The organism is Devosia sp. T2-14 (genome assembly GCF_055397495.1).
The window spans coordinates 2,835,231-2,854,442 of the sequence record NZ_AP027921.1; the positions used below are offsets into that span (position 1 = coordinate 2,835,231).

Below are 19,212 nucleotides of genomic sequence, written 5' to 3' on the forward strand. Positions count from 1 at the left end.
AGTGACCAGATTATTGCCAAACCATGGCAATCGCTGCATCACGATGCCCGGACCGACGCATCTGGTGAACAACTGGTAGCCCATGCTTGACGCGTAACGGTAGCGTTACTACTGCATCGTCAAAACGGCCCCGGAAATCGTATGTCACCAGTAGCAGTCCTCGTTGCCCTTGCCGATCCAACCCGCTGCCGGATCGTCGAAATCCTGCGCGACGGGCCGCAACCGGTCCACGTGCTGGCGTCTTCGTTCGATATCAGCCGCCCCGCCATCTCGCGTCACCTGCGTGTGCTAAAGGAAGCGCGCTTGATCAGCGAGAAAAAGGCCGGCCGTGAAAACCGCTACGCTCTCCATCCCAGCCGGCTAAAGCCGGTTCAGGACTGGCTGGCGGGCGTGTCATCGGCAACGGAGGGCAAAGCGAAGGGCAGGGTGGCCAAGTCTGCTCCCAAACCCGCTACCCTCACCGTCGCCGCGCCGGAACCGGCTCCAGAAGCAGTATTGGCACCGAAGCCCAAAGCCGCGCCAAAGGCGGCCACAGCGAAAGCCAAGCCCGCAAAGCAAGAAGCGCCCATCAAGCCGGAAGCCGCGCCAAAGTCAGAAGTCTCTCAGATGGGCTTCGACTTCTGAGGGTTATTTCCTGGCCCGCCTCAACCGGCACTGCCTGGCGAGTCCGGCGCCTCTCCGATCGGTCGCCGCGAGCTCGGGAGAAAATTGGTATGCGCGCCGATAATTGTCTCGATGGCTGCCACGTCCACGCCTGGAGTGGTTTGTAGAAGGCCGATCAGACGCTCGATTGTTCGTTCCTGATTACCGATGATTTCAAGCAGGTCGAGTGTGTGGCCCGCATTGCCCGACCTGAAATCATCGGCAATAGAATCCAGAATGTTCTTTTGCATGTTCGCGCCCCGCGAGTTCACTGATGCAGATGAACCATAAAGAAATTGGCCGAGATAGCGCGATGCGAGAACGTTTTGCCGTAATTCGGCGTTAGTATTAAGAAGCGAAATATTCAATAGAACTTGCTGTCCGAACTCGGCGATGGCGCAGAGGCATGGCGCTACTCTTTTGATCAGAAAATTGCGAAGGTTTGGCGATCCCGGCAGGATCGCAATACTACCAAATTGCCCTTGAAATCATTGGGCTTTTCGACCAAAATCCCGCACCGGATCGATAGGTGCGGGAATAGACGTTCCCTATTCGCCCTCATTTTCGGGGTGCGGAACAAGCATGCCGATCCCCATTGCCGCCATCTTGGCGCGGCTTGCCGTCCGCGTGTAGACCGCCGCCTGCTCGGGATTGGTCCACCCAAATATAGCCATCAGCTGCTGATCACTCGCGCCGTTCTCCGCAGCGATGGTCGCACCAGCCTTGCGCAGCCCATGCGCTCGGCCAGGCACTTTCGCCGCCTTGCAGGCCCCGGCGAACCAAGTCCCGAATGATTCCTTCTTCCATGGCGTGTTTCGCATCGTGGCCAGATAGGTCAGGTCGCCAGTCGGCCCGGCGTCTATGGTCAACTGCAGCACTGGCAGCATCGGCAAGACAATCTCCACGCCGTTCTTCGTCGCTCGATATCGGATGATGCCGTTTCTGACGTGTTGGCGGCCGAGTTGGACCAGATCGCCGCGCCGCAGGCCGGTGTAGAGCAGCAAGTCCATCGCCAAGCGCTCGCGCGTGCCTACCGGCCACTTCGCCTGATACCTACGGACCTCGGCAACTGTCCAAGTGTGGTGGCCGTCCGTCGCCGGGGAAGGGCGCTCGATGCCCTTGGCCGGATTGCTGGAAAGGTAGCCAGCATCAACGGCAAAGGCGAAAACCTGATTCATCACCTTAAGATAATTGATCGCCGCAAACGGTGTTTCTGCGCGCCTGTCGCGCCCCTCCGCCAGCATCGACCGTGTGATTTGGCTCAGCCGCAGGTCACCGGCCGTCTTCACCACTCGATCCAGAATGCCCGCTCGAAACGTCTGAGTTTCCTTTGCCAACCCGGCGAACTTCGCGCTCGCCTTGTAGCGCTCGACCAACCACCGAAATGTGCCGCTGGTCGTGGGGGCGGGCGCGGGCGCACCTCCGAGCGCGGCCTCGTAGGCCGCCAGCCACTCGGGGCTCTCGTATTCCCCTGGAAGGCGCGCGCGTGCTCCAGTCCCGCGCCGGAAATACCAAACGGTCTTTCCATGGCGCGTGCTTTCGCGTTGGACGAAGGGCTTGCGACGGCGCGGCATGGGCAGCATCAGAAATAGCCTTTTGGCGCCTCGTCAAGCTTCTCGGTGCGGGAGGCAAGCGATTGAGGAATGAGCCTCACCGTGCCGATGGCAGTCTCGACCTCGACAATACCGCCTTGCTCTTCCGCGGCTTGGAGTAGGGTTTTGGCCTGACGCTTTGTGATGGAAAGCTGCCTCGTCATCCCCAGACCTCCTCATTGCCAGACCTGCCGGCGCCCGGCAGTATCCGCCCATGAACGCCGAAGAAGCCGATGAACGCATCATGAAATCCCGCCAAACCCTGCGCAAATACGCGCAGATGGTTGCCGGTGGCGTGCTGCCAGTTCTCGACATGGGGTTGATGAACGATGAGCTCGATCATTTGGAGCGCATTGCGGATCGCCACCCGAGCAAACTGGAGAAGATCCAGGCGCTGGGCGAGGAGTGGCTGAGCCTGATGGCGCGCATCCGGGCGAAGCTGAACTGAGGTTGCTGTTTGGCCCCTTGGGGCGGCCTCAGTCTCCTGCAGGCAACCGAACCCACAAGCCCTTACTTGCGGCCTCTTTGATCTCCGCTGTTTCCAATTGCTCCGCTGCCGCAACAAGTATGTCGAACAGGGTCGCGACAGATTCAGCCTCGCCGTTGTCCATGCCTGCCGAAATGCACGATGCGATACTGAGCTTGCCAAGTCCTCGGAGAAGCGTGTCCATATCGATGCGCTCATCGATCTTGCTTCGAATGTAGCGCCAGTTCTCTTCATATTTTTCAGACGTGTTTTCAGCCATTTTGTGGTCCCAAACTCACGACGTGAATCCCACAATACATTAGACGCCCGTTTCTCATAGCAATGGTTGCTGTTTTCGTCTGGACCATGGCGCACCGGACATGGCTTCAGCGCCTCTAGCTTGGCTGTTTCAGTCATGGGTCAAAACCCCTTGCTCGCGAGAAATTGCCATGAACTTTTCGATCTTGGCGTCCTTCGCCAAAATCTGGGTTGCTGTCGGATAGAACTCTCCGATTAGCCCTCTGGCGCGCAGGAGCGCTGCGACAGAAATCAGGTCTTGCAGCTCTTCAACGATCCGCTCGGCGTTGCTGAGCGGCTGGCCGGGCTGGACTTCGCCCAAGCTGAAGCGAAGGGCTTTAGACACGCGCTGCCCAACCTCGTCGCATTCTTCACTCAGGCAGGTGAGTAGGTATTCGGATCGGTTCATTCCCCGTTACTCCCAGCAAGGGCGGCGCGGAGATTGGTGCGGGCCGTGTCGAGGCGCGCCAGAGCGTCCGTCGCATAGTCGTTGTCAATCATGCTGAGATATGTCGCCTGCGACCTCGTGGCGGCCAAAGCATCGCAAGCGGCTTCCAGCTCTCGGGCGGCGGCAAGACTGGCTTCGGCGGCTTCGGCGCGGGAGCTAAGGCTGGTGACCGTGCCTGCTACTTCTTGGAGCAGGATCAAATCCTCCTGTCCGGCATAGAGCAACTTGGCGCACATCTGCCGCGCTTCATCCCTTTCCCGTTCCACAGCCTCAAGAGAGGATAGGGGAACGAGGGGTTCGACAGGCCCTTGCGATCTCCAATAGGCGGCTGTTTCCGGGTCTGCTGTGGTGCCGCGCTTAGCCGCGGGCAATCCATCTGGGCCGAGATCTAGCCAAGCCACGACCCGGCTTTCCCCGCCTGGATGGGTGGGGGCGGCTGGCTTCTTCTTGTGCCGATACTCGATCACGTCGAGCCCGAGACCTTGCCAATCCGTGACATGATCGTCCTCCCCCTCCTGTTCAGCAGGAGCGAGGGCGGCGGTGAGGGCGGCGCGCACTACTTCACGGCAGGCATGTTCGCCTTCGTTCCATTCGGTTGCGGGCCACACAACCGCATGCGCCCTCTCCAACATCTCATCGCTTACCGTAACAGGGGAGCGGAGATGCTGGAGCTCGGAGGCCATTGCGGCGAGCAACAACGGGTGGATCATCACGCCTTTACTTGCCGCCTCCTGCGCCGGCGCATCTGCGATCATCTTCTCCAGGCGGGCCGTGCTGGTGTCCAAAACGTCGGTCATGGCTGTTCGCTCTCCATAAGGTCAGCGTTGATGTCGCGGGAATTCGAGCCGAAGCCGCCGAAGGGCTTGACGGGGATCTTCTGCCTGGGACGATGGGCGCCGATGTGCTTGGCGGCCACGCGGTTCGACTTGGCGATTGCGGCCTTGTCCTGCGCCGTCTTGGCCTTGTGGCAAGAGGCGTGGGCGAGCGCGAGATTGCTGTCCTCGTCGGCGTCCTTGCCCATGATTTCGCGGGCGATGACGTGCTCGATTTCCCATTTCTCGCGGGTACCATCGATCTTGAGGCCGCACAGGTAGCAGATGCCCTTGTGCTGCTCGAAGAAGGCGGCGCGCTGCAGGGTGGTAAAGGACCGGCGGCGGGCGGTGTTGTAGCTCATGCTGCCACCCGATCGTCTTGGAACTGAACGCCGTGCTCCGCGCCGAACGCGTGGATCAGCTCGATGAGGTTGCTGAATTCCTCTTTGGTCAGATCGCTGGTGTGGAGGCCGAGAACCACAAAGCTGCCGGGGTCGATGCCTGGGGACACGCGGGCCTTGCGCAGCGATGCCGTGAACATGTCCTTCCAGTCCTCTGGGCTCAGCTTCTGGCCGTACCACTCGACTTGCGCAGCAACCTCGCCCAGCAGCACCCAGAGCTTGGAGTTCTGATCCACAGAGCGCTTGTTGACCTTGAAGGTGATGGACATGCCCATCGGAGCAGCTTCCACCCACCGGTGGGCCTTCTGCTTGTCCTCTGGGCCATTGATGACGATGGGGTAGCGGCTCATCGAATTGCTCCGGCTGGTTACTGCTGGGCATTGGCCAGCCGGTCCCTTGTGGATCAGGCGGCGGCCTGACCCTTGAAATCCTGATAGGTGCGGATGGACTGGACGATGCTGTCCAATTCCTCGTTGAAGGCGTCGACCGCCTTGGCGAGCTGGGCGATGTAGGCCTCGTCGCGCTCGACGCGGATGATCAGCGGGGGAAGGCGCGGCCAGAAGCTCACGAAGTCCCACCACTCGCGGCCGGTGATCCATAGGCAGCCTTGAACCTGGGCTTTGTGCTCGGAGGGCAAAGTCCCACGCTGCAGACGCTCGATTTGGACGGCCGGGATGGCGGTCTTGATCTCCAGTCCGCCGCGATCTCCGATCAGGCTGTCAGGGCTAGCGCCCGCCCGTCCGTTCTTGAGGAAGCCTACGCGAAGGGGCTCGGCGTCGGTCATGAAGGCGTAAACCTCGCGAGCGTCGTCTTCCATGACCTTGCCACGCTCCATGTGGCCGTTGCTGTAGCCTTCCGGGGCGGGCTCGCCGGTCAGTATTTCGCCAGCAAGTTGGCGCAGGTATTTGGCACGCGTGATTGACGCGCCGCCGTCCTTGCCCTTGGCCTGAACCGTCGAAAACTCACTGGCGGTAGGAAGCCCGGCACGGGCGGCAAACCATTCAGGGGAGCCCTGGAGGCAGTCGATGATCTCAAGCATTGTCGCGCTCCATCTGGTCGAACTGAGCGGTCGGCGCGACGTTCGGAGTGGCCTTCGCCTCCATGCGGTTGATGCGCTCCATCAGCATGGACTTGGCGGCGCCGAAGTGAACGGCCAGCAGATCGGGGACGGCCTCGATTTTCCCAAGCTGGCAGAACCTCTCCACCGTGCCCTTGGACCGTTGGATCAGCCCCAAAATCTCGGCTACCTGCTCATCGCTGATGGTGTCCTGCTGCACGGGAGCGGCGCCGGCAGCATTGCCGTCGTCGTCCTCGTTCTTAACGGCGATGTCCCAGATATCGAGCTTGAGATAGCGGCGGCCGTAGCTCTTGGTGGAGCCGTAGGCGTGCGGCCCGGTTTTGTTGGGGTTCCCCTTCATACCGTACATGTCGACGGGGATATCAGCGTGATAGTCCTTCGCGTGGCCCGCCTCGTGCATCAGCGTGCAGGTGATGCGAAGGCAGTTTTCCTTCGGGCTGTCTGCCTCGCCATAGGTCATCGAAAACCCATGCCGGGTGATGACCGGCTGAATTGCCTCGCTAATGGTTTCGTACTTCGCGTACCTGGACCGGGTTTGGTCGTTGACCGCGTTCCTGACGATCTGGGGCATTTCGGCCTGAGCCGCGGAGAAGGCAGCGAAAAAGGCCTTCTGCGCCTTCTGCGCTTCCATGCGCTCGTACATGCCCATGAAGCGCTCTACCCGATCAGGGTCGATTTCGGGGCTCAGCGCCATCCGCTCGATGACGGACAGGATTGCGGCGCTTTCGGACGCGGCAGGCGCCACCGGCAGCTGGTCAACAGGTCGAAGTTCCATAGCTTGAGACAAGTCGGGCTCCTATCCGCGCAGGAAGTGCGCGAGTTCAAATGAAAGGGCGAGGGACACCACCAGGGCCAGAAGGATCTTGCCGCCCTCTAGGAACTGCTGGGAGTAGGTGAGGGGAGTGGGGTTCATGACCGGCTCTCTGCTTTGGCGAGGGCGGCGAGGGCGGGCGCATAGGCCAGTTTCCGCAGTGTCCGGTGCATGGCAGCGGTGTTGCGAATGACCGGACCAGCATCGCCATCGATAATTCCGGGCGCAGGATCGACCGCCAAAGCCTCGACATCAGACCGCTCGACCGGAAACCGGATCAGGTGCCCAGCCTCGTAGGCCGCATAATACGTGCCACCCTCCATGACTTCCGCTTCGCTGTAGTCACCCGCCCACGACAGCGGATAGGCGTAGTTCGCGTTTTTGGGGCGCCAGAAGGTTACGTATGGCCGCGACGCCCATTCGGGGCGGAGGTCGCAGATGAGAAAAGGCCCCGGCGTGTGAGTTGGATTAGCCAATGCGGCCTCCTGCTTCCGAGCCGCGAGGGGCTACGGTGATGGGTTGAGTTGCCTTTTCCCATGCTGCGCAGGTCTCCCCATTCATAAGAGAGACCATTTCCGGAATGGGGCGGTCTGCTGTCATGAAGTTGACCCATGCTGGATCACCGGCCTCTGGCCTTGGAGACTTCGCGATTGTGACTGGGTGCGAGCAATCTACCCAATCTTCGATCGAAGCATTCCCTGAGTAGGTGTTATGCTTGCAAGAGCGGCAGTCGGTCATCGCGGTGCCTCCTTCAGGGCCACAGGCCGGATGGGTTGAGTTTCCTTCGCTCCCCAGAACCGGGGATCAGTGCGAAAGTCACAGGGTGGGAAAGGCGAGGGGCCGCCGAGGGGGTGGGTGATGGTCATGTCAGCGCTCCCGAATGGTGATCATTGCGCTGTCAGCGTTGGGAGACATGGCCCCCGCCACTAGGTATGTGACGTCACATTCAATGCCTGCATCGCGCAGAACCTTGGCGGCTTTCTCGGTGGCCTCACGTTGGCGCTCTTGGCGCTCGGTCAGAGCAGGCCCCACGGATACAGAGAAGGTCATGACGGCTCACTCCGCAGCCTGCTGCCAGTGCCCATCGGGGTCACCAGCAGCGCCATGGAAGGACACGCCCTCGGCGGCCTGAACGCGGTCCCAGAGGGGACCAGCAGCAGCGAGTTCGTCGTCGGCAAGGTTGGCGATCTTCCCGAACAGAGCCTTGGTGATGGGATCGCCGTTGCGCATCGACTTGCCTTCGATCATCACGTCGGTGCAGGTCGCTTCCAACTCGCCGCCGGTCAGGCTCACCTCGACCTCAACTTCGCACTCGAAGTCGTGGATCACGATGATGCCGAGGTGGTGGTCGGTGATGTCGCAGACGAAGGGGTAAGCCATGGTCAATGCTCCTAGGCATGATCTCGCTGCTGCCGACCGCGTGGATCGGCAGGGGTGAGGTCAGGCGGGGAGGGGTTCCCGGCGCGAAAAGCGGGGTCTGAAATGGTTCTGCAGCTTCCCAGTATGGAAGTTCATGTGGCGGGCGATGCCGGAAACGTCGTGCATCAGGTTGAAGTCGTCGGCGGCCAGTAGGCGCTCAAAGTCCATCGGGTTGCCGTTGGCATGCGCCGCGATCAGGTCCATCTCGCAATCACCGGCGGGGCGCTTCCACCCAAGCTTACGGGCGCGAGCGACGATCTTACGGACCAGTTCGCGTTCCTCTGCGGTTGCCTCGAAGCTGACTTCCATTTCCCGTTCCCCATCAGGGCTACTGCCCGTTGTCGACGAGAGTGAATGTAGCATGTATTGTTACACTGTCAATCAGTGTGTAACAAAAGGTGCTACAAAAGATTGCTGGGCATTTTATTGATTTTGCGACTCGACTCGCGCCGCGTTCAGCGTGTTAATGAGAACAGAACAAGAACGCACTGGAGGCGGAGATGTGTGAGGGAAGCTCGGTTTTGCTGCATGTGCGGTGTGGCGGATGCGCAAAGATGTATCAGCAGGAAGTCGCCTTGCCCGCCGGCAGGCCTCCGCCGGTCGACGGTGACGAGCTCATGGAGCACCCCGAAATTCGGGAGATGAAGTTCGAGTGCCCCAAGTGCGAAACGCCTAGCGCTGAGATCGTCGCGTTCAAGGTGAAGGAGACCAGCCGTGCCGCGTGAGGTCACAGAGTTCATTGTCGTGGCGCCTGCGAACCAGGCTAAGGCCGTCGAGTGGGCGGAGCGGCGACTTGCTGCGTTCCTTGAGACGCATTTCCCGCTCTACAGCTTCCGCATCGAGCCGTTCGGGCCGCTTTCGGACGATGACCGCTTCACCGTCATCCCGGTGATGAGCGCCCCACCAACCGGGCCGGGCCAAACAGATCGCATCAAGCTGCTGAGCCTGGATCCGACTGTGATCCCTGAAATCTGCGACACGCTCAGATCCTTTGATCTGAACGGCGCTACGACACACTGAGGAATTGAATATGGAAGCCGCTGAACAGGTCGCCGCTGGCACCATCACGCACTACGTCGTCCAAGCCTACCGCAAGGGCAAGCGCGGCAAGGTCGAGGCCGAGGAGCCGAAGATCGCGCGTGACGAAAACAATTGCCGCAGTATGGCCGAGCGGATGGCGCTATCGCGTCACGCAGTTATTGCGTTCTCGCGCACTGGAGATCCCCACACCGGGGATTTCGATGATCCTGTGATCCTGGCAAAGCACGGCGATGTGCCAGAGCATCTGGGGTAGGGCTTTCGGTCCGCATCCCGCCGCGTTACCTTCAGTGTAAACAAGGGGGCGGGAATGCTAAAAGTTGTGCTGACTATTGGGATGCTGATGACACTGCCGGCGGCGGCTCAGCAAGAGACGTTCACCGAGCAGAGCAAATGCTGGGCCGGGAGCATGAGCTTCTCGCCCGGAGCCACATTCAGGGCTGGGAATGCGGTCATGGTCTGCACGAAGGAATTCCAGTGGGAAGCCACAGATCAGTGGTCATCCGGCTGCGCGGCCGATGGCAAATTTTACACGCCAGGGGCCGTGAATAATGGTCCCAACGCAAGTTCGATCAAGACAAGGTGCTTGGAAGATGGGCGATGGGAAGTTGTCGCAGCAGAGTAGGTCTCAACAAAAAGCCCGCCGACTAGGGCGAGCTACAGGTCTTGTAGTATGGCTTTTGCGCGCGGCGCGAGAGCCATACTTGCTACTGGCCAGCAAAAAGCCCGCCGGTTAGGGCGGGCCAAAACTATTTGAATTCCATGTCGGGCGAGTGGACCCTGAGCGTGGCAATCACTTCCGGCTCGCCCTGATCCAGGGTCACTTCTATGGAAACATAACCGGGCGCTGCGACCTGGATAATTGCGCCGCTGAACGCTATCGGAAAGCAGTCTGCTTGCTCAGGGACATCAACGTCGTCTTCGATTTCCATCGAAACGGACCCATCAGGTGACAGCATTCTGACTTTGAAGTGGTGCTTTCCCTTTAGTCCTTGCACTCTAACCAAAGCCGACAATGGGAAGCTGCTGGGGGTAGTTGCAGGGATGAGGTCCCCACTATAGACGCCGATTAAGAAGTGCTTGCCCGTGATTTCCTGCCTGACTTCGTCGCAGAAAAAAGCCGAGAATTTAGTCATTTGTTTCAACGTGATAGTAGTTCTTGGGCGCATTGGAAACGCCATAGACCTTAGACTGGGTCAATGTTCTCGGGGTGGTGGGCTGCGTCACGTGGTACGGAGGTGCCGTTTCAACCTCAGAATTGTTGCGGTCCGCTCGATCAATCCGTCTAAGTGAAAAATGCGGCTGCCAGCCCATAGCCCACGCGAGCTCCGCCACAGATCGCAGCGTCAAATTCACTTCGCCGCGCAGCATTCGATTGATAACAGAACGGTTGACGCCCAAGCAGTCGGCAACCTTCTGTTGAGTAAGGCCATGCCGCTGCTTTTCTTCAAGCGCGGCGTTGATCAAGGATTTCCTGACGGCGCCAATAAATCGACCGGCGGCACGCCTTTTGGGATCGATCTTCAGCTCATAGGACATCATCATAACTCCCGGTAATAAACTTCGGCTCGTTTAGGCCAAGGGCGTCACGTCTGCGGACAGCGCTCTCTCGATAGCCTGGATACAAGCCGTGCTTCTTAATTCTGAATGCAGTGTCGACTTCAGCAATGACGAACGTCAGCCGCAGATGAAACCATCCAATGAAGCGGATGTCGGAGGTCTTTAGTTCCCAAATCCCGCGTTCTTCCGGCGTCATTGAGTGACTGCGCTCCCAGTAGTCAAGGTTCGTCCCCGCCACGAAATCGTGCATCAAATCGTCAACCTGCTCCAAAGGATTTTGTCGTCCATCACCGAGCTCTGGATCCAGCCCAGGCAGGACGGTTTCAAGCCAATCAATCACGTGGGGAAAGGCGAAAAGCCTACCTTGAATTTGTTCGCCGGGCGAAAGCCCGCCGCCGAGACGCACTAGCTCACCCCTTCCTGTAAGCTCCGCTAGTGTTGCCATATAAGCTAACAAACTCCCAGATGGTAGTTAATGGTTGGTAAATTATTTTTAATCATGTCCCTTCGCCGCCCAATCACTGCATCTCCCCTGTATGCCGCTTCCCCTTGAGCCCTTTCGCCGGTTGCCGCTGTTCCAGGCATTCCTTGAAGCGGAAGGGGTCATCTGTACGGCCCCGCCTATGGAAGAACGCAATATGCGATGGGCTCGCCGCCGCTGTAGGGGCTTTTGATTTCCAGCTTCCACTTTCCGTTGAAGCGGAAATTCTTGTCGATGGCATACCCCTGCATCATAGCGCAGAGTTCGCGCGCTTCGCCTGAAGTCATGTCTATGTGCATGATCACAGCGGAGCCCCAGCCTGAAACCTCACAGGGCTTGCTCATGAGCCCAGTCCTGTCTGCTGCCCGACAGAGCATGAACGCATTTTCCACCTCGTCGGCGGCCGCCGGCGTGACCAGCATCAGTGCTGCTGCTGCAGCTCCCCAAAGTACCTTCATGCTTCCCCCCCCCCAATTGCGCCCCTCAGCGCGATACCCCGGATCAGCCTATCCCGGCAGCCTATGGATGATGTCGCGGACCAGTCCGACAATCGCGACCTCCACGCCATTGTCTTCCCAGTTGTCGTGCTCCACGACGATGGCCTTGTGCTTCGGGTTCGATGATCGAGGCTGGAATTCAATCCGGTCATCAAACCATGCAACCTGTTTCACCGACAGCTCGCGCTCCTGGCCGCCATTGCGCGAGCGCTGAATGACGACAACCAGTTTGTCCCGTAAGGGCGAGCGGCTGGCGATCTCGTCATAGTCGACGGCGACAATTCGCGACCCCGGCGTGATGGGATGTGGCTCCAGCCTATTCATGCTGTCGCCGGACACGTCATAGACCCGCTGGGTTGCATCCGGGAATTTGTCGTCGGCGGGCACCGTAACCCACTCTGGGTCTTCCTGATCGAGCTCGTCAACTTCGCGCCAAGCGCCGGCCTCTACGATTGCCACCAATGGCGCCGTGCCGGGCGGCCTCGTTGCGCGCTGGACCTCGTCCGTCGTGGGCGACGTGCTTGTCTTCGCCTCCCATGGGAGCCGATTGAGCATCAAGTCATCCGCAGTGACCCCGAGGTGCGGTGCCATTACCTCGGCGCGGTCGCGCTTGAGCTTCGAGTGATCGTTAGCTAGGCGGTTCACGGTGGCTCTCGAGACGCCGATCAGGTCAGCGAGCGCTTCCTGCGAAGGCACCTTCGAATTCTTGATGAATGGGTCGAGCCAATTTGCCATGTGACATCTATCCAGCATGGCGCATGCCGCATCTATGCCATAAAATGTTACACAGTGCTTGACGCGAGTGATGCAATGTAGCAAATAATGTTACATGCAGCTTGAAACCTACATCCGCGACAATACCACCGTCACCGAGTTCGCGCAGCGCATCAAGCGCAGTCGCGCGCAGGTTCACCGCTACATCAAAGGCGAGAACCTGACCAAGGCCATCATCGAGGACATCTGCCGGGAAACTGGTGGTCAAGTCGCGCCCGCCGACTTCTTCGCTCCTGCAAAGGGGGTATCCCCATGAGCGTCGAGGACAGTGTAGCTCAAGACCAACTTCGCGCTTTCGTGGAGCGCGCCGAGCGCATGAACGAGGAAAAGGCCGCAATCAACGAGGATCTGAAAGAGATCTTCGCGGAAGCGCGCGGCAATGGCTTCGACGTGAAGGTGCTCAAAGCGATCATTTCCGATCGCGCCCAGGATCCGAGCAAGAAGGCGGATTTCGACAGCCTCTATGAGCTGTACGCCGACGCACTTGGCATGAACGTTGCTACACGTGCAGGTGCACGAGGCGGTGACGAATGAACCGCCCTCGCGCTGACTATGCACCCGCAATCTGGGCTCTGGCTGCTGGCATCGGCCTGTCTGCTGCTGCCGCTCACGTCCTGCGTATCGTGGGAGCTTGGTGATGGGGCGCCGCATCTTCACCAGTTCGGACATGATCATTGCCATCCTCGTGGTGGGCGTTCTGGCCGTCTGGTTCTCGACGGGGGCGCTGTGATGTTCGGCGCGCGTCTTTCCACCATTCCGGCCTTGAGTTCGGCAGCGGCCGCCAAGGCATCTTCGGCTCTATCGGCGGCGGGCTCATGCCCTGCCGCCATCAATGACCATCAGGGAGACGACGCCGCGCGGGGCCTTGCGCGTGGGGCAATGCGTCGTCTGCCTCATGGGCATGTCCCATACCAATTCCAGTTTGCTGGGGCTGACGCTCCCTGGCAAAGGCCGGTGCGGTTCTCCTCCTCCCGCCGTACCGGCCACAACTTCCCTGCCATGCGCCTCACGGCCGCCGGCAGGGCCTTTCTTTCCGTGCGGCTCCGGGGTTCCAGCCCCTTTGCCGCGCAATCCGTCTCGGATGAGCCGCTTCAACAACTCGCTCTGTCCGAAGTCCTCAACCACCCAAAACGCCTTTCTTCGACCGACCTCGATGGGATTGACCCTATCGAGATCGGATTGACGCATGCGCAAAAGTTCTTTGCTCCCGGAGCAAAAGCCAATGACTGACATGACCGTTGTTGAAGAGGCTGCAAGCTGGGCTGATCTGCTGGTGAAGCGCGAACATCGCGGCCCCGGCGACACCCTCGATGCCGCCCGGCAGCGCGCCGCCCGCAAGCACAAGCTGCCCGAGCAAGTCCTCTGGGCACTGCGCTACCGCAAACCCAAGCGCATCTGGGCCGACCTTTACAAGCGTCTCGAACTGGCTGTTGCGGCCGAAATCCAAAGCCAGGAGGCACGCCTTGCCCACGAACTCGAAATTGCCAAGGCCCTCCCTCCTACGGCGGCTCGCCTCGCTCTTATCGCAGAGACGGAAGCTGTTCTTGGATCGATGGCGGGCGCGGCGGGAAGCCCGGCTTCCGAACGAACCGACTGACAAATCAACCCCACGCGTGGAGGACTGATTGTGACCCTGACCAATGAACTGCTCGAAAAGCTGGTGACGCCAAAGGCTGGCTCTCTCGTGAGCCGGTTGCCGAACCTCGCTGCGCGCAAGAACGCCAAGCTCATTGCCGAGCTGAAGCGCGCCGAGGAAGTGAAGGGGATGCGGGCATGACACCCGTTGCGTCCGCTCGCGGGCTTTTCCGTGCCACCGGCAACAAGCCCAAGCCCGTCGTCGTCGAGCTGCTCGACGGGACACTGGCAAAGTCTGGCGAAGGCCTGGTGCGCGAGAAGGATGACTTCTATCCGACGCCGCCTGAGCCGACCCGCGCTCTTCTGCACGCAGAATTGCGTCGCTTGCTCGATTTCAACGGCGTTTGGGAGCCAGCAGCTGGTGACGGTGCCATGGTGCGCGAAATGCGTGCCGTTGGGCTGGAGGTGTTCGCCTCGGACCTCGTTGACCGCGGTTGCGGCGCCGACATTCAGAGCTTCTATGATTATCGCACCGCCCCGCGCGCGGCCATCGTCACCAACCCCCCGTTCGCCCTTTGCAACGAAGACCCGGGTTGGGTCCGGCATGCGCTGGAAAAACTAGACATCGAGTATATGGCGCTGCTGCTTCCCGTGAACTGGATGGGCTCCGGCACCGAGCGGGCGGGCCTGTGGTCGCAATACACTCCTGCGCGCGTCTACCTGATGCGCTGGAGGATCGACTTCACGGGGCAAGGCGCACCGCCGATGCTCAACGCCTGGTTCGTTTGGGACAAGGAGCATAAGGGCGAAACCATCCTGCGCATGCTCGACCGCAAGGACGCCCGGCAGTCCGAGCTTTTCGCAGGAGATCCAGCATGATCCCCCACACAGAAGCAGGGAAGGGCGAGCAGGTCCGCCGGACCGTGTTCGTCAATCGAGCTGCAGCGAAGCTGACAGCGGAGAAGCTGCAGCGCCGTGGCCAGACCCTCTCCGAGATCGCGGAAGCCATGGACTGCAGTCGCGCGAGCATCGTGCACCTTCTCTATTGGGAAGCGGTGCGGTCATGAGTGGCGCCGAGAAACTGACGTCGGACAACCACGACCTGTTTCGGCGCATGACGCACTTGCTCAATCTCCGCTGGAGCTGGGAGGCGATAGCGCTCGACGTGGGCGTGTACAGCATCAACGACCTTGCCGTTTGGTACGTCGAATATCGCTCACCCAAGCCGCTGCCGATGGTCGCTGCCCACGTTCTCCCCGTCCCGGTGCGCTCCTACGCCAGCTCTGTTCAGGCCGCAAAGTTCATCGCCTGGCGCAGGGAGAATATCGGGGCTCGCAAGGCGCTCGCGGAGGCCGGGCTATGAGCAGCAATCGCGCCTGGATGCCACTGCACATCGGGGACTACCTCAAGGACACCGGACACCTGAATGCCGCTGAGCACGGCGCCTACATGCTCATGATCATGCACTACTGGCAGCACGGCGCGTTGCCGGCCGACGAACGGCTGATTGCCCGCATTGCGAAGCTGTCACCCAACGACTGGGCTGAGAGCCGTGACGTTCTCGCTATGCTGTTCGGCCCTGGGTGGACGCACAAGCGCATCGATGCCGAGTTATCGAAAGCCGACGAGATCATCGAAAAGCGCCGCGCCGCTGCACAAGGACGGCACGCCAAGAGCAAAGCCGATGCAAGTGCAGTGCATGTGCATAGCAAAAGCACTGATACGGGCGTGCCACCTAGAACCAATAACCAAGATACCCCCCCTAACCCCCAAGGGGGCGAGGCGGCGGATTTGTATGGCGAATTGCTCTCGATTTACCCGGCGTCGGTGCACACCAAGCCAGACCGCGCCGAACGCCAGTTCTTCCGCCTGTCGCTGGACTTGCAGCGGCTCGCCGTCTCCCAAGCCAAATCTGCTCGAACCCAAAGCGAGGCAGACCGCCAGAAGCGGGGCAGGGATGCTGCCACCCATGCTGAGTTCGTCCAGGGCCTCGACGGATGGTTGCGTGACGGCGCTTGGAAAACGGTAGCGGCTCCGGTTCCCATCGTGCCCATGACGAAGCTGGATCGAGAGCGGGATGCCGACCTGTGGCGGGCCTGCGAGCGCATCATGGGTCGGCCGGCGCCCACGTCCGATCTGGCTTGGTCCTTCCCAAACTCCGTCATCGAGCAGGCGAGGGCAGCGGCATGAGCAAGGACCGCTCCCAGTACCTCGCAGCCGAACGCCACAAGACGAAGGTGGGCAAGCAGCGCAAAGCCCTTGCGGAGATTGCCGAGGCTGCCGTCGCGGCCATTGCTGAGCGCGCAGAGGGCAGGGAGCCTGGCGCGACGATGGACGACCTGGAGCGCCGCATTCGCGACATCCAGGAGGCGCTGCGATGAAAGTCCCGCTCTCCGATCAGATCGAGGAAGCCCGGCTTCACCGAGACGCCTTGGGAAAGGCGGTAGCCGACAAGCCGCACCTCTTGGAGAGGCTGCACCGATCGGAAGCCCTGCTTCTAACAGTCACCGCCTACGCAGCATTTGAAGCCGATATCCGCCAGACGGCGCAGGAAAGGAGCACGAAATGACCGCGACGACCGTCTATTTCAACATCGACTTCCGCACCATGCAGGGCAATCCGCATCGGACGCCCACGCCATTCGGGCTGGCGCAGACAATCGGGCGTGGCAACGTCTTTGAGCGTCACGACCGGCTGGAAGCGGCATTGCGTGATGCCTGTGAGCGTCTGGAGATGGCAGGGTTCCCCGCTGCCGATCTTGAAGCTGTCCTTACCCCACTCCCCACCCAAGAAGTATAGGGCAGGACAATGAGCGACCAAGACGCAGAAGCTCAGGAATTCGCCAAGGCGATGGCCAGGATACCGCGCCCGGTAATCTGTTTCGCCAACGGCGCCGTGTGCCCTTGGTGCGGTTCGCTGCACAAGACGGTGACGTTCGGGGCCAACGAATGTGTTGGCTGCCACAGGTCATTTTGCTTCGGCTACCCCGACTGGCTCGAGGGCAAGGAGCCGGTCTCATACGTGCCGTTTCCATGGAAGGAATGGGACGCCTTCAAGCGCGCCGATCTCATGGAGAACTGGGTGCCGAACAAGGCGCTTAAGGAAATTTACTTCCGCCAGACCGAGGAGCAGATCGGCATTTTCGCGAATGCCGGCCAGCCAAACTGACCACCACCGACTAATTCAGATAGACCAGAAGGGGCTTAGACATGACGGGGCAGAACGAAACTTGGTTCATCGTGCAGACGAACCCCAACTGTGAGCGCAAGGCGGTTGCTGAGATCCGTCGTGCCGGCTTCCGGGCCCACATGCCGCGCCTCGCCCGGGTGCGCCGCCACCACCGTACAGGCGAACCGCTGGTGAAACGCCGGCCGCTACTGGTAGGATATGTGTTCATGCGCTTCCCGGGGCCGGTGAACTGGTACGCGCTCCGCAAGTGCCAGGGCGTGAAGGGCGTGCTCTACATCGACGGCCACGCCTACCAGATGCCGCGGGAGAATGTGGCCGCGATCATGCGGGCGCAGCGCTCCATGCGGCACGAGGATCAGGACACCAAGGCTGTGCGCCGCGAGATGCGCAAGGGCAGGCTGGACGTCCGGCAGGCGCAGCACAGGGCCAAGATCGGCGGTATGCAGCCGGGCCGCTACATCACCGCGCCGATCAGCGGCGCCGAGCGTATCCTCGCCCGCATTCTCTCGGTGACGAAGAAGGGGACCATCAAGGCCGTGGTGCAGATCGAAGGCCGCGAAATGCCTGTGGAGTTCACCGACATCGATAACTTGGAATTGGTTGACGCTCCGCGCAAAGCAGCGTAGATTCAGCGCTGGATGATCCGATGTTCTGTAGCGGTTTTCGCCGGTCGGACCCAGCCAACCCACCAGTTCGGCGCTTTCTTTTTTGCGCCCAGAATTCAGAAGCCGCCCGGGAGACTGGAGCGGCTTTTTTTATGCGCGCCGGTACGCATCCACGGGAAAGCCGGCAACCTTCAACCCCTCATGAGGTCCATATGCGTATCCGCTCCATCATTGGCGCGGCGCTGCTCTGTCTGGCCACGCTGGCGTTCGCGCCTGTTGCCATGGCTGACCCCGCGCCCGACATCTGTATGCTCGCCCCTGCCCAGAGTGCTTCCGCCGCCTACGACATCGTCCCGGCCGCTCCGGCCTGTTCGATCGACGTCCTGGCTGCCCAGTCGATTGCCGCGCTCAGTCCCGGCGGCGACGAGGGCGAAGCCGCTGGCCCTTGCTCGATCCCCGCGCTGAAAGCGTCCGACTTTGCCAACTCGCGCCTGCACTTCGACCCTGGCCGCTGTCTGGGCTGACACTGACGGTCGGGCGCTACGGCGCTCGGCCTGTTCACCGAACCTGTACAATGCGCCTACGGGTTCGATGAGCAGGCTACGTTTTAGGTGGGTTCATGAGCGCGTGAGCGACAGCGTAATGGCGCTTCTTCTTGGTAAGCGTATCGATGAGCGACATTGCATTGTCGGTGTAAGCGGAGAAGTGGTTTTGGTCAGGCTCTGGTTTCAGAAGCGAAACCTTCGCAGCGATTGCAGGATGGTCAAAGTGCACACCAATTTCACAGTGAGCAAAGGCGTTTCGCACAGCACGGATGGCGTGCAGTTTCACTGACTCTTCCGGTGTCACAATTTTTAAGGCGCCCGCCATATGGATTCGGGCCGAGAATGAAGAAAGCGGGGCGTTCGCTGCTGTGAATAGGCCTTTCCGGATGGACTTCGTCATTCCGGGGAGCGCTTCTTCAATAAGGGCTCCAAGCATTCGCTCGATAACCGAAGAATACATGAGAGCGATGCCGGAGTGCGCCATTCGCTCCCACCCATCAGGCAACTGCTCTATCTCGTTTGATCCGGTTTCCATTCACTCCCCCACTGCCTAAGCTTAGCAGCCTCTTCCCCCGTCTCAATCCCCATCGAGCGCGGCGATACACATCCCGCAACCCCTTAGCCAATGGTCGCCCGCTCGATTCCTATAACGAGACCAAGCGCTGAACAGTGGCGAGCCAGACACGGTCACCAGTGGTTGGGTGGCTAAAGGCCACTTCTACGGCCTGGCCCTGTACTAGGGCGGACTTCAACTGCGCTTCTGGGGAAACGGCCTTTAGCGTGGCGGATATCTCATCGTGCATCTCCTGCTCTGAGCAGGTCGAAGGCGCGTCGATGCTCTGGTCGCCAAGCATGGATATTAGGGTGCGGATTTGCTGTGGTGTGTTTTCAATCATTCCTCATCATACTCGACGGCTGAATTGACGTAAACCCTTGACAGGGCTGTCAAATTTTGACCGCGCTGTCAACCGTCCCCTCCCTA

General features: G+C 60.4%; 40 protein-coding genes. 20 read left to right on the forward strand and 20 right to left on the reverse strand.

Annotated features, from left to right (window positions below; all coding sequences use genetic code 11):
- The first annotated feature begins 141 nt into the window (after positions 1–141).
- On the forward strand, positions 142–624 hold the full coding sequence (locus ACZ5WT_RS13800) for an ArsR/SmtB family transcription factor (protein WP_464284360.1): 483 nt from the start codon (positions 142–144) through the stop codon (positions 622–624).
- A 20-nt stretch (positions 625–644) separates the two neighbouring features.
- On the opposite strand, the gene ACZ5WT_RS13805 is transcribed toward ACZ5WT_RS13800, so the two are convergent.
- From ACZ5WT_RS13805 to ACZ5WT_RS13815, 3 genes are all read right to left on the reverse strand, one after another.
- Positions 645–1,010 carry a hypothetical protein gene (locus ACZ5WT_RS13805; RefSeq protein ID WP_464284361.1) on the reverse strand — a complete coding sequence of 122 codons (366 nt, stop codon included), beginning with the start codon at positions 1,008–1,010 and terminating at the stop codon, positions 645–647.
- A gap of 180 nt (positions 1,011–1,190) precedes the next feature.
- Positions 1,191–2,225, reverse strand: coding sequence for a tyrosine-type recombinase/integrase (locus ACZ5WT_RS13810; protein ID WP_464284362.1), 1,035 nt, complete (start codon positions 2,223–2,225; stop codon positions 1,191–1,193).
- Positions 2,225–2,398 (reverse strand): hypothetical protein, encoded by a 174-nt coding sequence (locus ACZ5WT_RS13815; protein ID WP_464284363.1) that lies wholly within the window; start codon positions 2,396–2,398, stop codon positions 2,225–2,227. The genes ACZ5WT_RS13810 and ACZ5WT_RS13815 overlap by 1 nt, the downstream gene beginning before the upstream one ends.
- Before the next feature lie 50 nt (positions 2,399–2,448).
- On the opposite strand from ACZ5WT_RS13815, the gene ACZ5WT_RS13820 reads away from it, so the two are divergent.
- Positions 2,449–2,682, forward strand: a complete 234-nt coding sequence (locus ACZ5WT_RS13820; protein WP_464284364.1) for a hypothetical protein — start codon at positions 2,449–2,451, stop codon at positions 2,680–2,682.
- A 28-nt stretch (positions 2,683–2,710) separates the two neighbouring features.
- On the opposite strand, the gene ACZ5WT_RS13825 is transcribed toward ACZ5WT_RS13820, so the two are convergent.
- The 11 genes from ACZ5WT_RS13825 to ACZ5WT_RS13875 all read right to left on the reverse strand — a co-directional run bounded on the left by ACZ5WT_RS13825 (position 2,711) and on the right by ACZ5WT_RS13875 (position 8,275).
- Positions 2,711–2,980: a hypothetical protein gene (locus ACZ5WT_RS13825; RefSeq protein ID WP_464284365.1), complete on the reverse strand. Its 270-nt coding sequence runs from the start codon at positions 2,978–2,980 to the stop codon at positions 2,711–2,713.
- A gap of 129 nt (positions 2,981–3,109) precedes the next feature.
- Positions 3,110–3,406, reverse strand: coding sequence for a hypothetical protein (locus ACZ5WT_RS13830; RefSeq protein WP_464284366.1), 297 nt, complete (start codon positions 3,404–3,406; stop codon positions 3,110–3,112).
- Positions 3,403–4,242 (reverse strand): hypothetical protein, encoded by an 840-nt coding sequence (locus ACZ5WT_RS13835; RefSeq protein WP_464284367.1) that lies wholly within the window; start codon positions 4,240–4,242, stop codon positions 3,403–3,405. The genes ACZ5WT_RS13830 and ACZ5WT_RS13835 overlap by 4 nt, the downstream gene beginning before the upstream one ends.
- Positions 4,239–4,619, reverse strand: a complete 381-nt coding sequence (locus ACZ5WT_RS13840) for an HNH endonuclease (RefSeq protein WP_464284368.1) — start codon at positions 4,617–4,619, stop codon at positions 4,239–4,241. Before ACZ5WT_RS13840 ends, ACZ5WT_RS13835 begins: the two co-directional genes overlap by 4 nt.
- Positions 4,616–5,008: a recombination protein NinB gene (locus ACZ5WT_RS13845; protein WP_464284369.1), complete on the reverse strand. Its 393-nt coding sequence runs from the start codon at positions 5,006–5,008 to the stop codon at positions 4,616–4,618. Before ACZ5WT_RS13845 ends, ACZ5WT_RS13840 begins: the two co-directional genes overlap by 4 nt.
- Positions 5,009–5,061: 53 nt before the next feature.
- Positions 5,062–5,697, reverse strand: a complete 636-nt coding sequence (locus tag ACZ5WT_RS13850; protein WP_464284370.1) for a lambda exonuclease family protein — start codon at positions 5,695–5,697, stop codon at positions 5,062–5,064.
- Complete coding sequence (locus ACZ5WT_RS13855) at positions 5,690–6,523, reverse strand: ERF family protein (protein WP_464284371.1); 834 nt, start codon at positions 6,521–6,523, stop codon at positions 5,690–5,692. The genes ACZ5WT_RS13850 and ACZ5WT_RS13855 overlap by 8 nt, the downstream gene beginning before the upstream one ends.
- Positions 6,524–6,645: 122 nt before the next feature.
- A complete protein-coding gene (locus ACZ5WT_RS13860) occupies positions 6,646–7,023 on the reverse strand; it encodes a hypothetical protein (RefSeq protein WP_464284372.1) in 378 nt (125 codons plus the stop codon).
- A 391-nt stretch (positions 7,024–7,414) separates the two neighbouring features.
- Entirely contained in the window at positions 7,415–7,597 is a 183-nt protein-coding gene (locus tag ACZ5WT_RS13865; protein ID WP_464284373.1) for a hypothetical protein, read from the reverse strand.
- A gap of 6 nt (positions 7,598–7,603) precedes the next feature.
- The gene (locus ACZ5WT_RS13870) at positions 7,604–7,927 is read right to left on the reverse strand and encodes a hypothetical protein (protein ID WP_464284374.1); all 324 of its coding nucleotides are present in this window, start codon (positions 7,925–7,927) and stop codon (positions 7,604–7,606) included.
- A 60-nt stretch (positions 7,928–7,987) separates the two neighbouring features.
- Positions 7,988–8,275: a DUF6874 family protein gene (locus tag ACZ5WT_RS13875; protein WP_464284375.1), complete on the reverse strand. Its 288-nt coding sequence runs from the start codon at positions 8,273–8,275 to the stop codon at positions 7,988–7,990.
- 245 nt (positions 8,276–8,520) lie between these two features.
- On the opposite strand from ACZ5WT_RS13875, the gene ACZ5WT_RS13880 reads away from it, so the two are divergent.
- The 3 genes from ACZ5WT_RS13880 to ACZ5WT_RS13890 are packed head-to-tail and all read left to right on the forward strand — an operon-like array spanning position 8,521 to position 9,260.
- Positions 8,521–8,691, forward strand: coding sequence for a hypothetical protein (locus ACZ5WT_RS13880; RefSeq protein ID WP_464284376.1), 171 nt, complete (start codon positions 8,521–8,523; stop codon positions 8,689–8,691).
- Entirely contained in the window at positions 8,681–8,986 is a 306-nt protein-coding gene (locus tag ACZ5WT_RS13885) for a hypothetical protein (protein ID WP_464284377.1), read from the forward strand. Before ACZ5WT_RS13880 ends, ACZ5WT_RS13885 begins: the two co-directional genes overlap by 11 nt.
- 10 nt (positions 8,987–8,996) lie before the next feature.
- The gene (locus ACZ5WT_RS13890; RefSeq protein ID WP_464284378.1) at positions 8,997–9,260 is read left to right on the forward strand and encodes a hypothetical protein; all 264 of its coding nucleotides are present in this window, start codon (positions 8,997–8,999) and stop codon (positions 9,258–9,260) included.
- Between the two features lie 493 nt (positions 9,261–9,753).
- Here the strand turns inward: ACZ5WT_RS13890 and ACZ5WT_RS13895 are convergent, their stop codons facing one another.
- The 5 genes from ACZ5WT_RS13895 to ACZ5WT_RS13915 all read right to left on the reverse strand — a co-directional run bounded on the left by ACZ5WT_RS13895 (position 9,754) and on the right by ACZ5WT_RS13915 (position 12,277).
- On the reverse strand, positions 9,754–10,140 hold the full coding sequence (locus tag ACZ5WT_RS13895; RefSeq protein WP_464284379.1) for a DUF6941 family protein: 387 nt from the start codon (positions 10,138–10,140) through the stop codon (positions 9,754–9,756).
- Positions 10,133–10,543 carry a helix-turn-helix domain-containing protein gene (locus ACZ5WT_RS13900; RefSeq protein WP_464284380.1) on the reverse strand — a complete coding sequence of 137 codons (411 nt, stop codon included), beginning with the start codon at positions 10,541–10,543 and terminating at the stop codon, positions 10,133–10,135. The genes ACZ5WT_RS13895 and ACZ5WT_RS13900 overlap by 8 nt, the downstream gene beginning before the upstream one ends.
- The gene (locus ACZ5WT_RS13905) at positions 10,533–10,970 is read right to left on the reverse strand and encodes a hypothetical protein (protein ID WP_464284381.1); all 438 of its coding nucleotides are present in this window, start codon (positions 10,968–10,970) and stop codon (positions 10,533–10,535) included. The genes ACZ5WT_RS13900 and ACZ5WT_RS13905 overlap by 11 nt, the downstream gene beginning before the upstream one ends.
- Positions 10,971–11,185: 215 nt before the next feature.
- Positions 11,186–11,503, reverse strand: coding sequence for a hypothetical protein (locus ACZ5WT_RS13910; protein WP_464284382.1), 318 nt, complete (start codon positions 11,501–11,503; stop codon positions 11,186–11,188).
- A 48-nt stretch (positions 11,504–11,551) separates the two neighbouring features.
- Positions 11,552–12,277: a LexA family protein gene (locus ACZ5WT_RS13915; protein ID WP_464284383.1), complete on the reverse strand. Its 726-nt coding sequence runs from the start codon at positions 12,275–12,277 to the stop codon at positions 11,552–11,554.
- Positions 12,278–12,371: 94 nt separating this feature from the next.
- On the opposite strand from ACZ5WT_RS13915, the gene ACZ5WT_RS13920 reads away from it, so the two are divergent.
- The 15 genes from ACZ5WT_RS13920 to ACZ5WT_RS13990 all read left to right on the forward strand — a co-directional run bounded on the left by ACZ5WT_RS13920 (position 12,372) and on the right by ACZ5WT_RS13990 (position 18,209).
- Positions 12,372–12,572: a helix-turn-helix domain-containing protein gene (locus tag ACZ5WT_RS13920; protein ID WP_464284384.1), complete on the forward strand. Its 201-nt coding sequence runs from the start codon at positions 12,372–12,374 to the stop codon at positions 12,570–12,572.
- The gene (locus ACZ5WT_RS13925) at positions 12,569–12,850 is read left to right on the forward strand and encodes a DUF2312 domain-containing protein (RefSeq protein ID WP_464284385.1); all 282 of its coding nucleotides are present in this window, start codon (positions 12,569–12,571) and stop codon (positions 12,848–12,850) included. Before ACZ5WT_RS13920 ends, ACZ5WT_RS13925 begins: the two co-directional genes overlap by 4 nt.
- Before the next feature lie 195 nt (positions 12,851–13,045).
- A complete protein-coding gene (locus ACZ5WT_RS13930) occupies positions 13,046–13,546 on the forward strand; it encodes a hypothetical protein (RefSeq protein ID WP_464284386.1) in 501 nt (166 codons plus the stop codon).
- A complete protein-coding gene (locus ACZ5WT_RS13935; RefSeq protein WP_464284387.1) occupies positions 13,539–13,913 on the forward strand; it encodes a hypothetical protein in 375 nt (124 codons plus the stop codon). The genes ACZ5WT_RS13930 and ACZ5WT_RS13935 overlap by 8 nt, the downstream gene beginning before the upstream one ends.
- A 30-nt stretch (positions 13,914–13,943) precedes the next feature.
- On the forward strand, positions 13,944–14,093 hold the full coding sequence (locus ACZ5WT_RS13940; RefSeq protein WP_464284388.1) for a hypothetical protein: 150 nt from the start codon (positions 13,944–13,946) through the stop codon (positions 14,091–14,093).
- Positions 14,090–14,770, forward strand: coding sequence for a hypothetical protein (locus ACZ5WT_RS13945; protein ID WP_464284389.1), 681 nt, complete (start codon positions 14,090–14,092; stop codon positions 14,768–14,770). The genes ACZ5WT_RS13940 and ACZ5WT_RS13945 overlap by 4 nt, the downstream gene beginning before the upstream one ends.
- Positions 14,767–14,958 (forward strand): hypothetical protein, encoded by a 192-nt coding sequence (locus tag ACZ5WT_RS13950; protein WP_464284390.1) that lies wholly within the window; start codon positions 14,767–14,769, stop codon positions 14,956–14,958. The genes ACZ5WT_RS13945 and ACZ5WT_RS13950 overlap by 4 nt, the downstream gene beginning before the upstream one ends.
- Positions 14,955–15,254 (forward strand): hypothetical protein, encoded by a 300-nt coding sequence (locus ACZ5WT_RS13955; RefSeq protein ID WP_464284391.1) that lies wholly within the window; start codon positions 14,955–14,957, stop codon positions 15,252–15,254. The genes ACZ5WT_RS13950 and ACZ5WT_RS13955 overlap by 4 nt, the downstream gene beginning before the upstream one ends.
- A complete protein-coding gene (locus ACZ5WT_RS13960; protein WP_464284392.1) occupies positions 15,251–16,081 on the forward strand; it encodes a YdaU family protein in 831 nt (276 codons plus the stop codon). The genes ACZ5WT_RS13955 and ACZ5WT_RS13960 overlap by 4 nt, the downstream gene beginning before the upstream one ends.
- A complete protein-coding gene (locus ACZ5WT_RS13965) occupies positions 16,078–16,272 on the forward strand; it encodes a hypothetical protein (RefSeq protein WP_464284393.1) in 195 nt (64 codons plus the stop codon). The genes ACZ5WT_RS13960 and ACZ5WT_RS13965 overlap by 4 nt, the downstream gene beginning before the upstream one ends.
- A complete protein-coding gene (locus ACZ5WT_RS13970) occupies positions 16,269–16,460 on the forward strand; it encodes a hypothetical protein (RefSeq protein WP_464284394.1) in 192 nt (63 codons plus the stop codon). Before ACZ5WT_RS13965 ends, ACZ5WT_RS13970 begins: the two co-directional genes overlap by 4 nt.
- A complete protein-coding gene (locus ACZ5WT_RS13975; protein ID WP_464284395.1) occupies positions 16,457–16,690 on the forward strand; it encodes a hypothetical protein in 234 nt (77 codons plus the stop codon). Before ACZ5WT_RS13970 ends, ACZ5WT_RS13975 begins: the two co-directional genes overlap by 4 nt.
- A 9-nt stretch (positions 16,691–16,699) precedes the next feature.
- Positions 16,700–17,059, forward strand: coding sequence for a hypothetical protein (locus ACZ5WT_RS13980; RefSeq protein ID WP_464284396.1), 360 nt, complete (start codon positions 16,700–16,702; stop codon positions 17,057–17,059).
- Between the two features lie 41 nt (positions 17,060–17,100).
- A complete protein-coding gene (locus ACZ5WT_RS13985) occupies positions 17,101–17,706 on the forward strand; it encodes a transcription termination/antitermination NusG family protein (protein WP_464284397.1) in 606 nt (201 codons plus the stop codon).
- 191 nt (positions 17,707–17,897) lie between these two features.
- Positions 17,898–18,209, forward strand: a complete 312-nt coding sequence (locus ACZ5WT_RS13990) for a hypothetical protein (RefSeq protein WP_464284398.1) — start codon at positions 17,898–17,900, stop codon at positions 18,207–18,209.
- Positions 18,210–18,285: 76 nt separating this feature from the next.
- Here the strand turns inward: ACZ5WT_RS13990 and ACZ5WT_RS13995 are convergent, their stop codons facing one another.
- Positions 18,286–18,765: a hypothetical protein gene (locus ACZ5WT_RS13995; protein WP_464284399.1), complete on the reverse strand. Its 480-nt coding sequence runs from the start codon at positions 18,763–18,765 to the stop codon at positions 18,286–18,288.
- Positions 18,766–19,212: the final 447 nt, after the last annotated feature.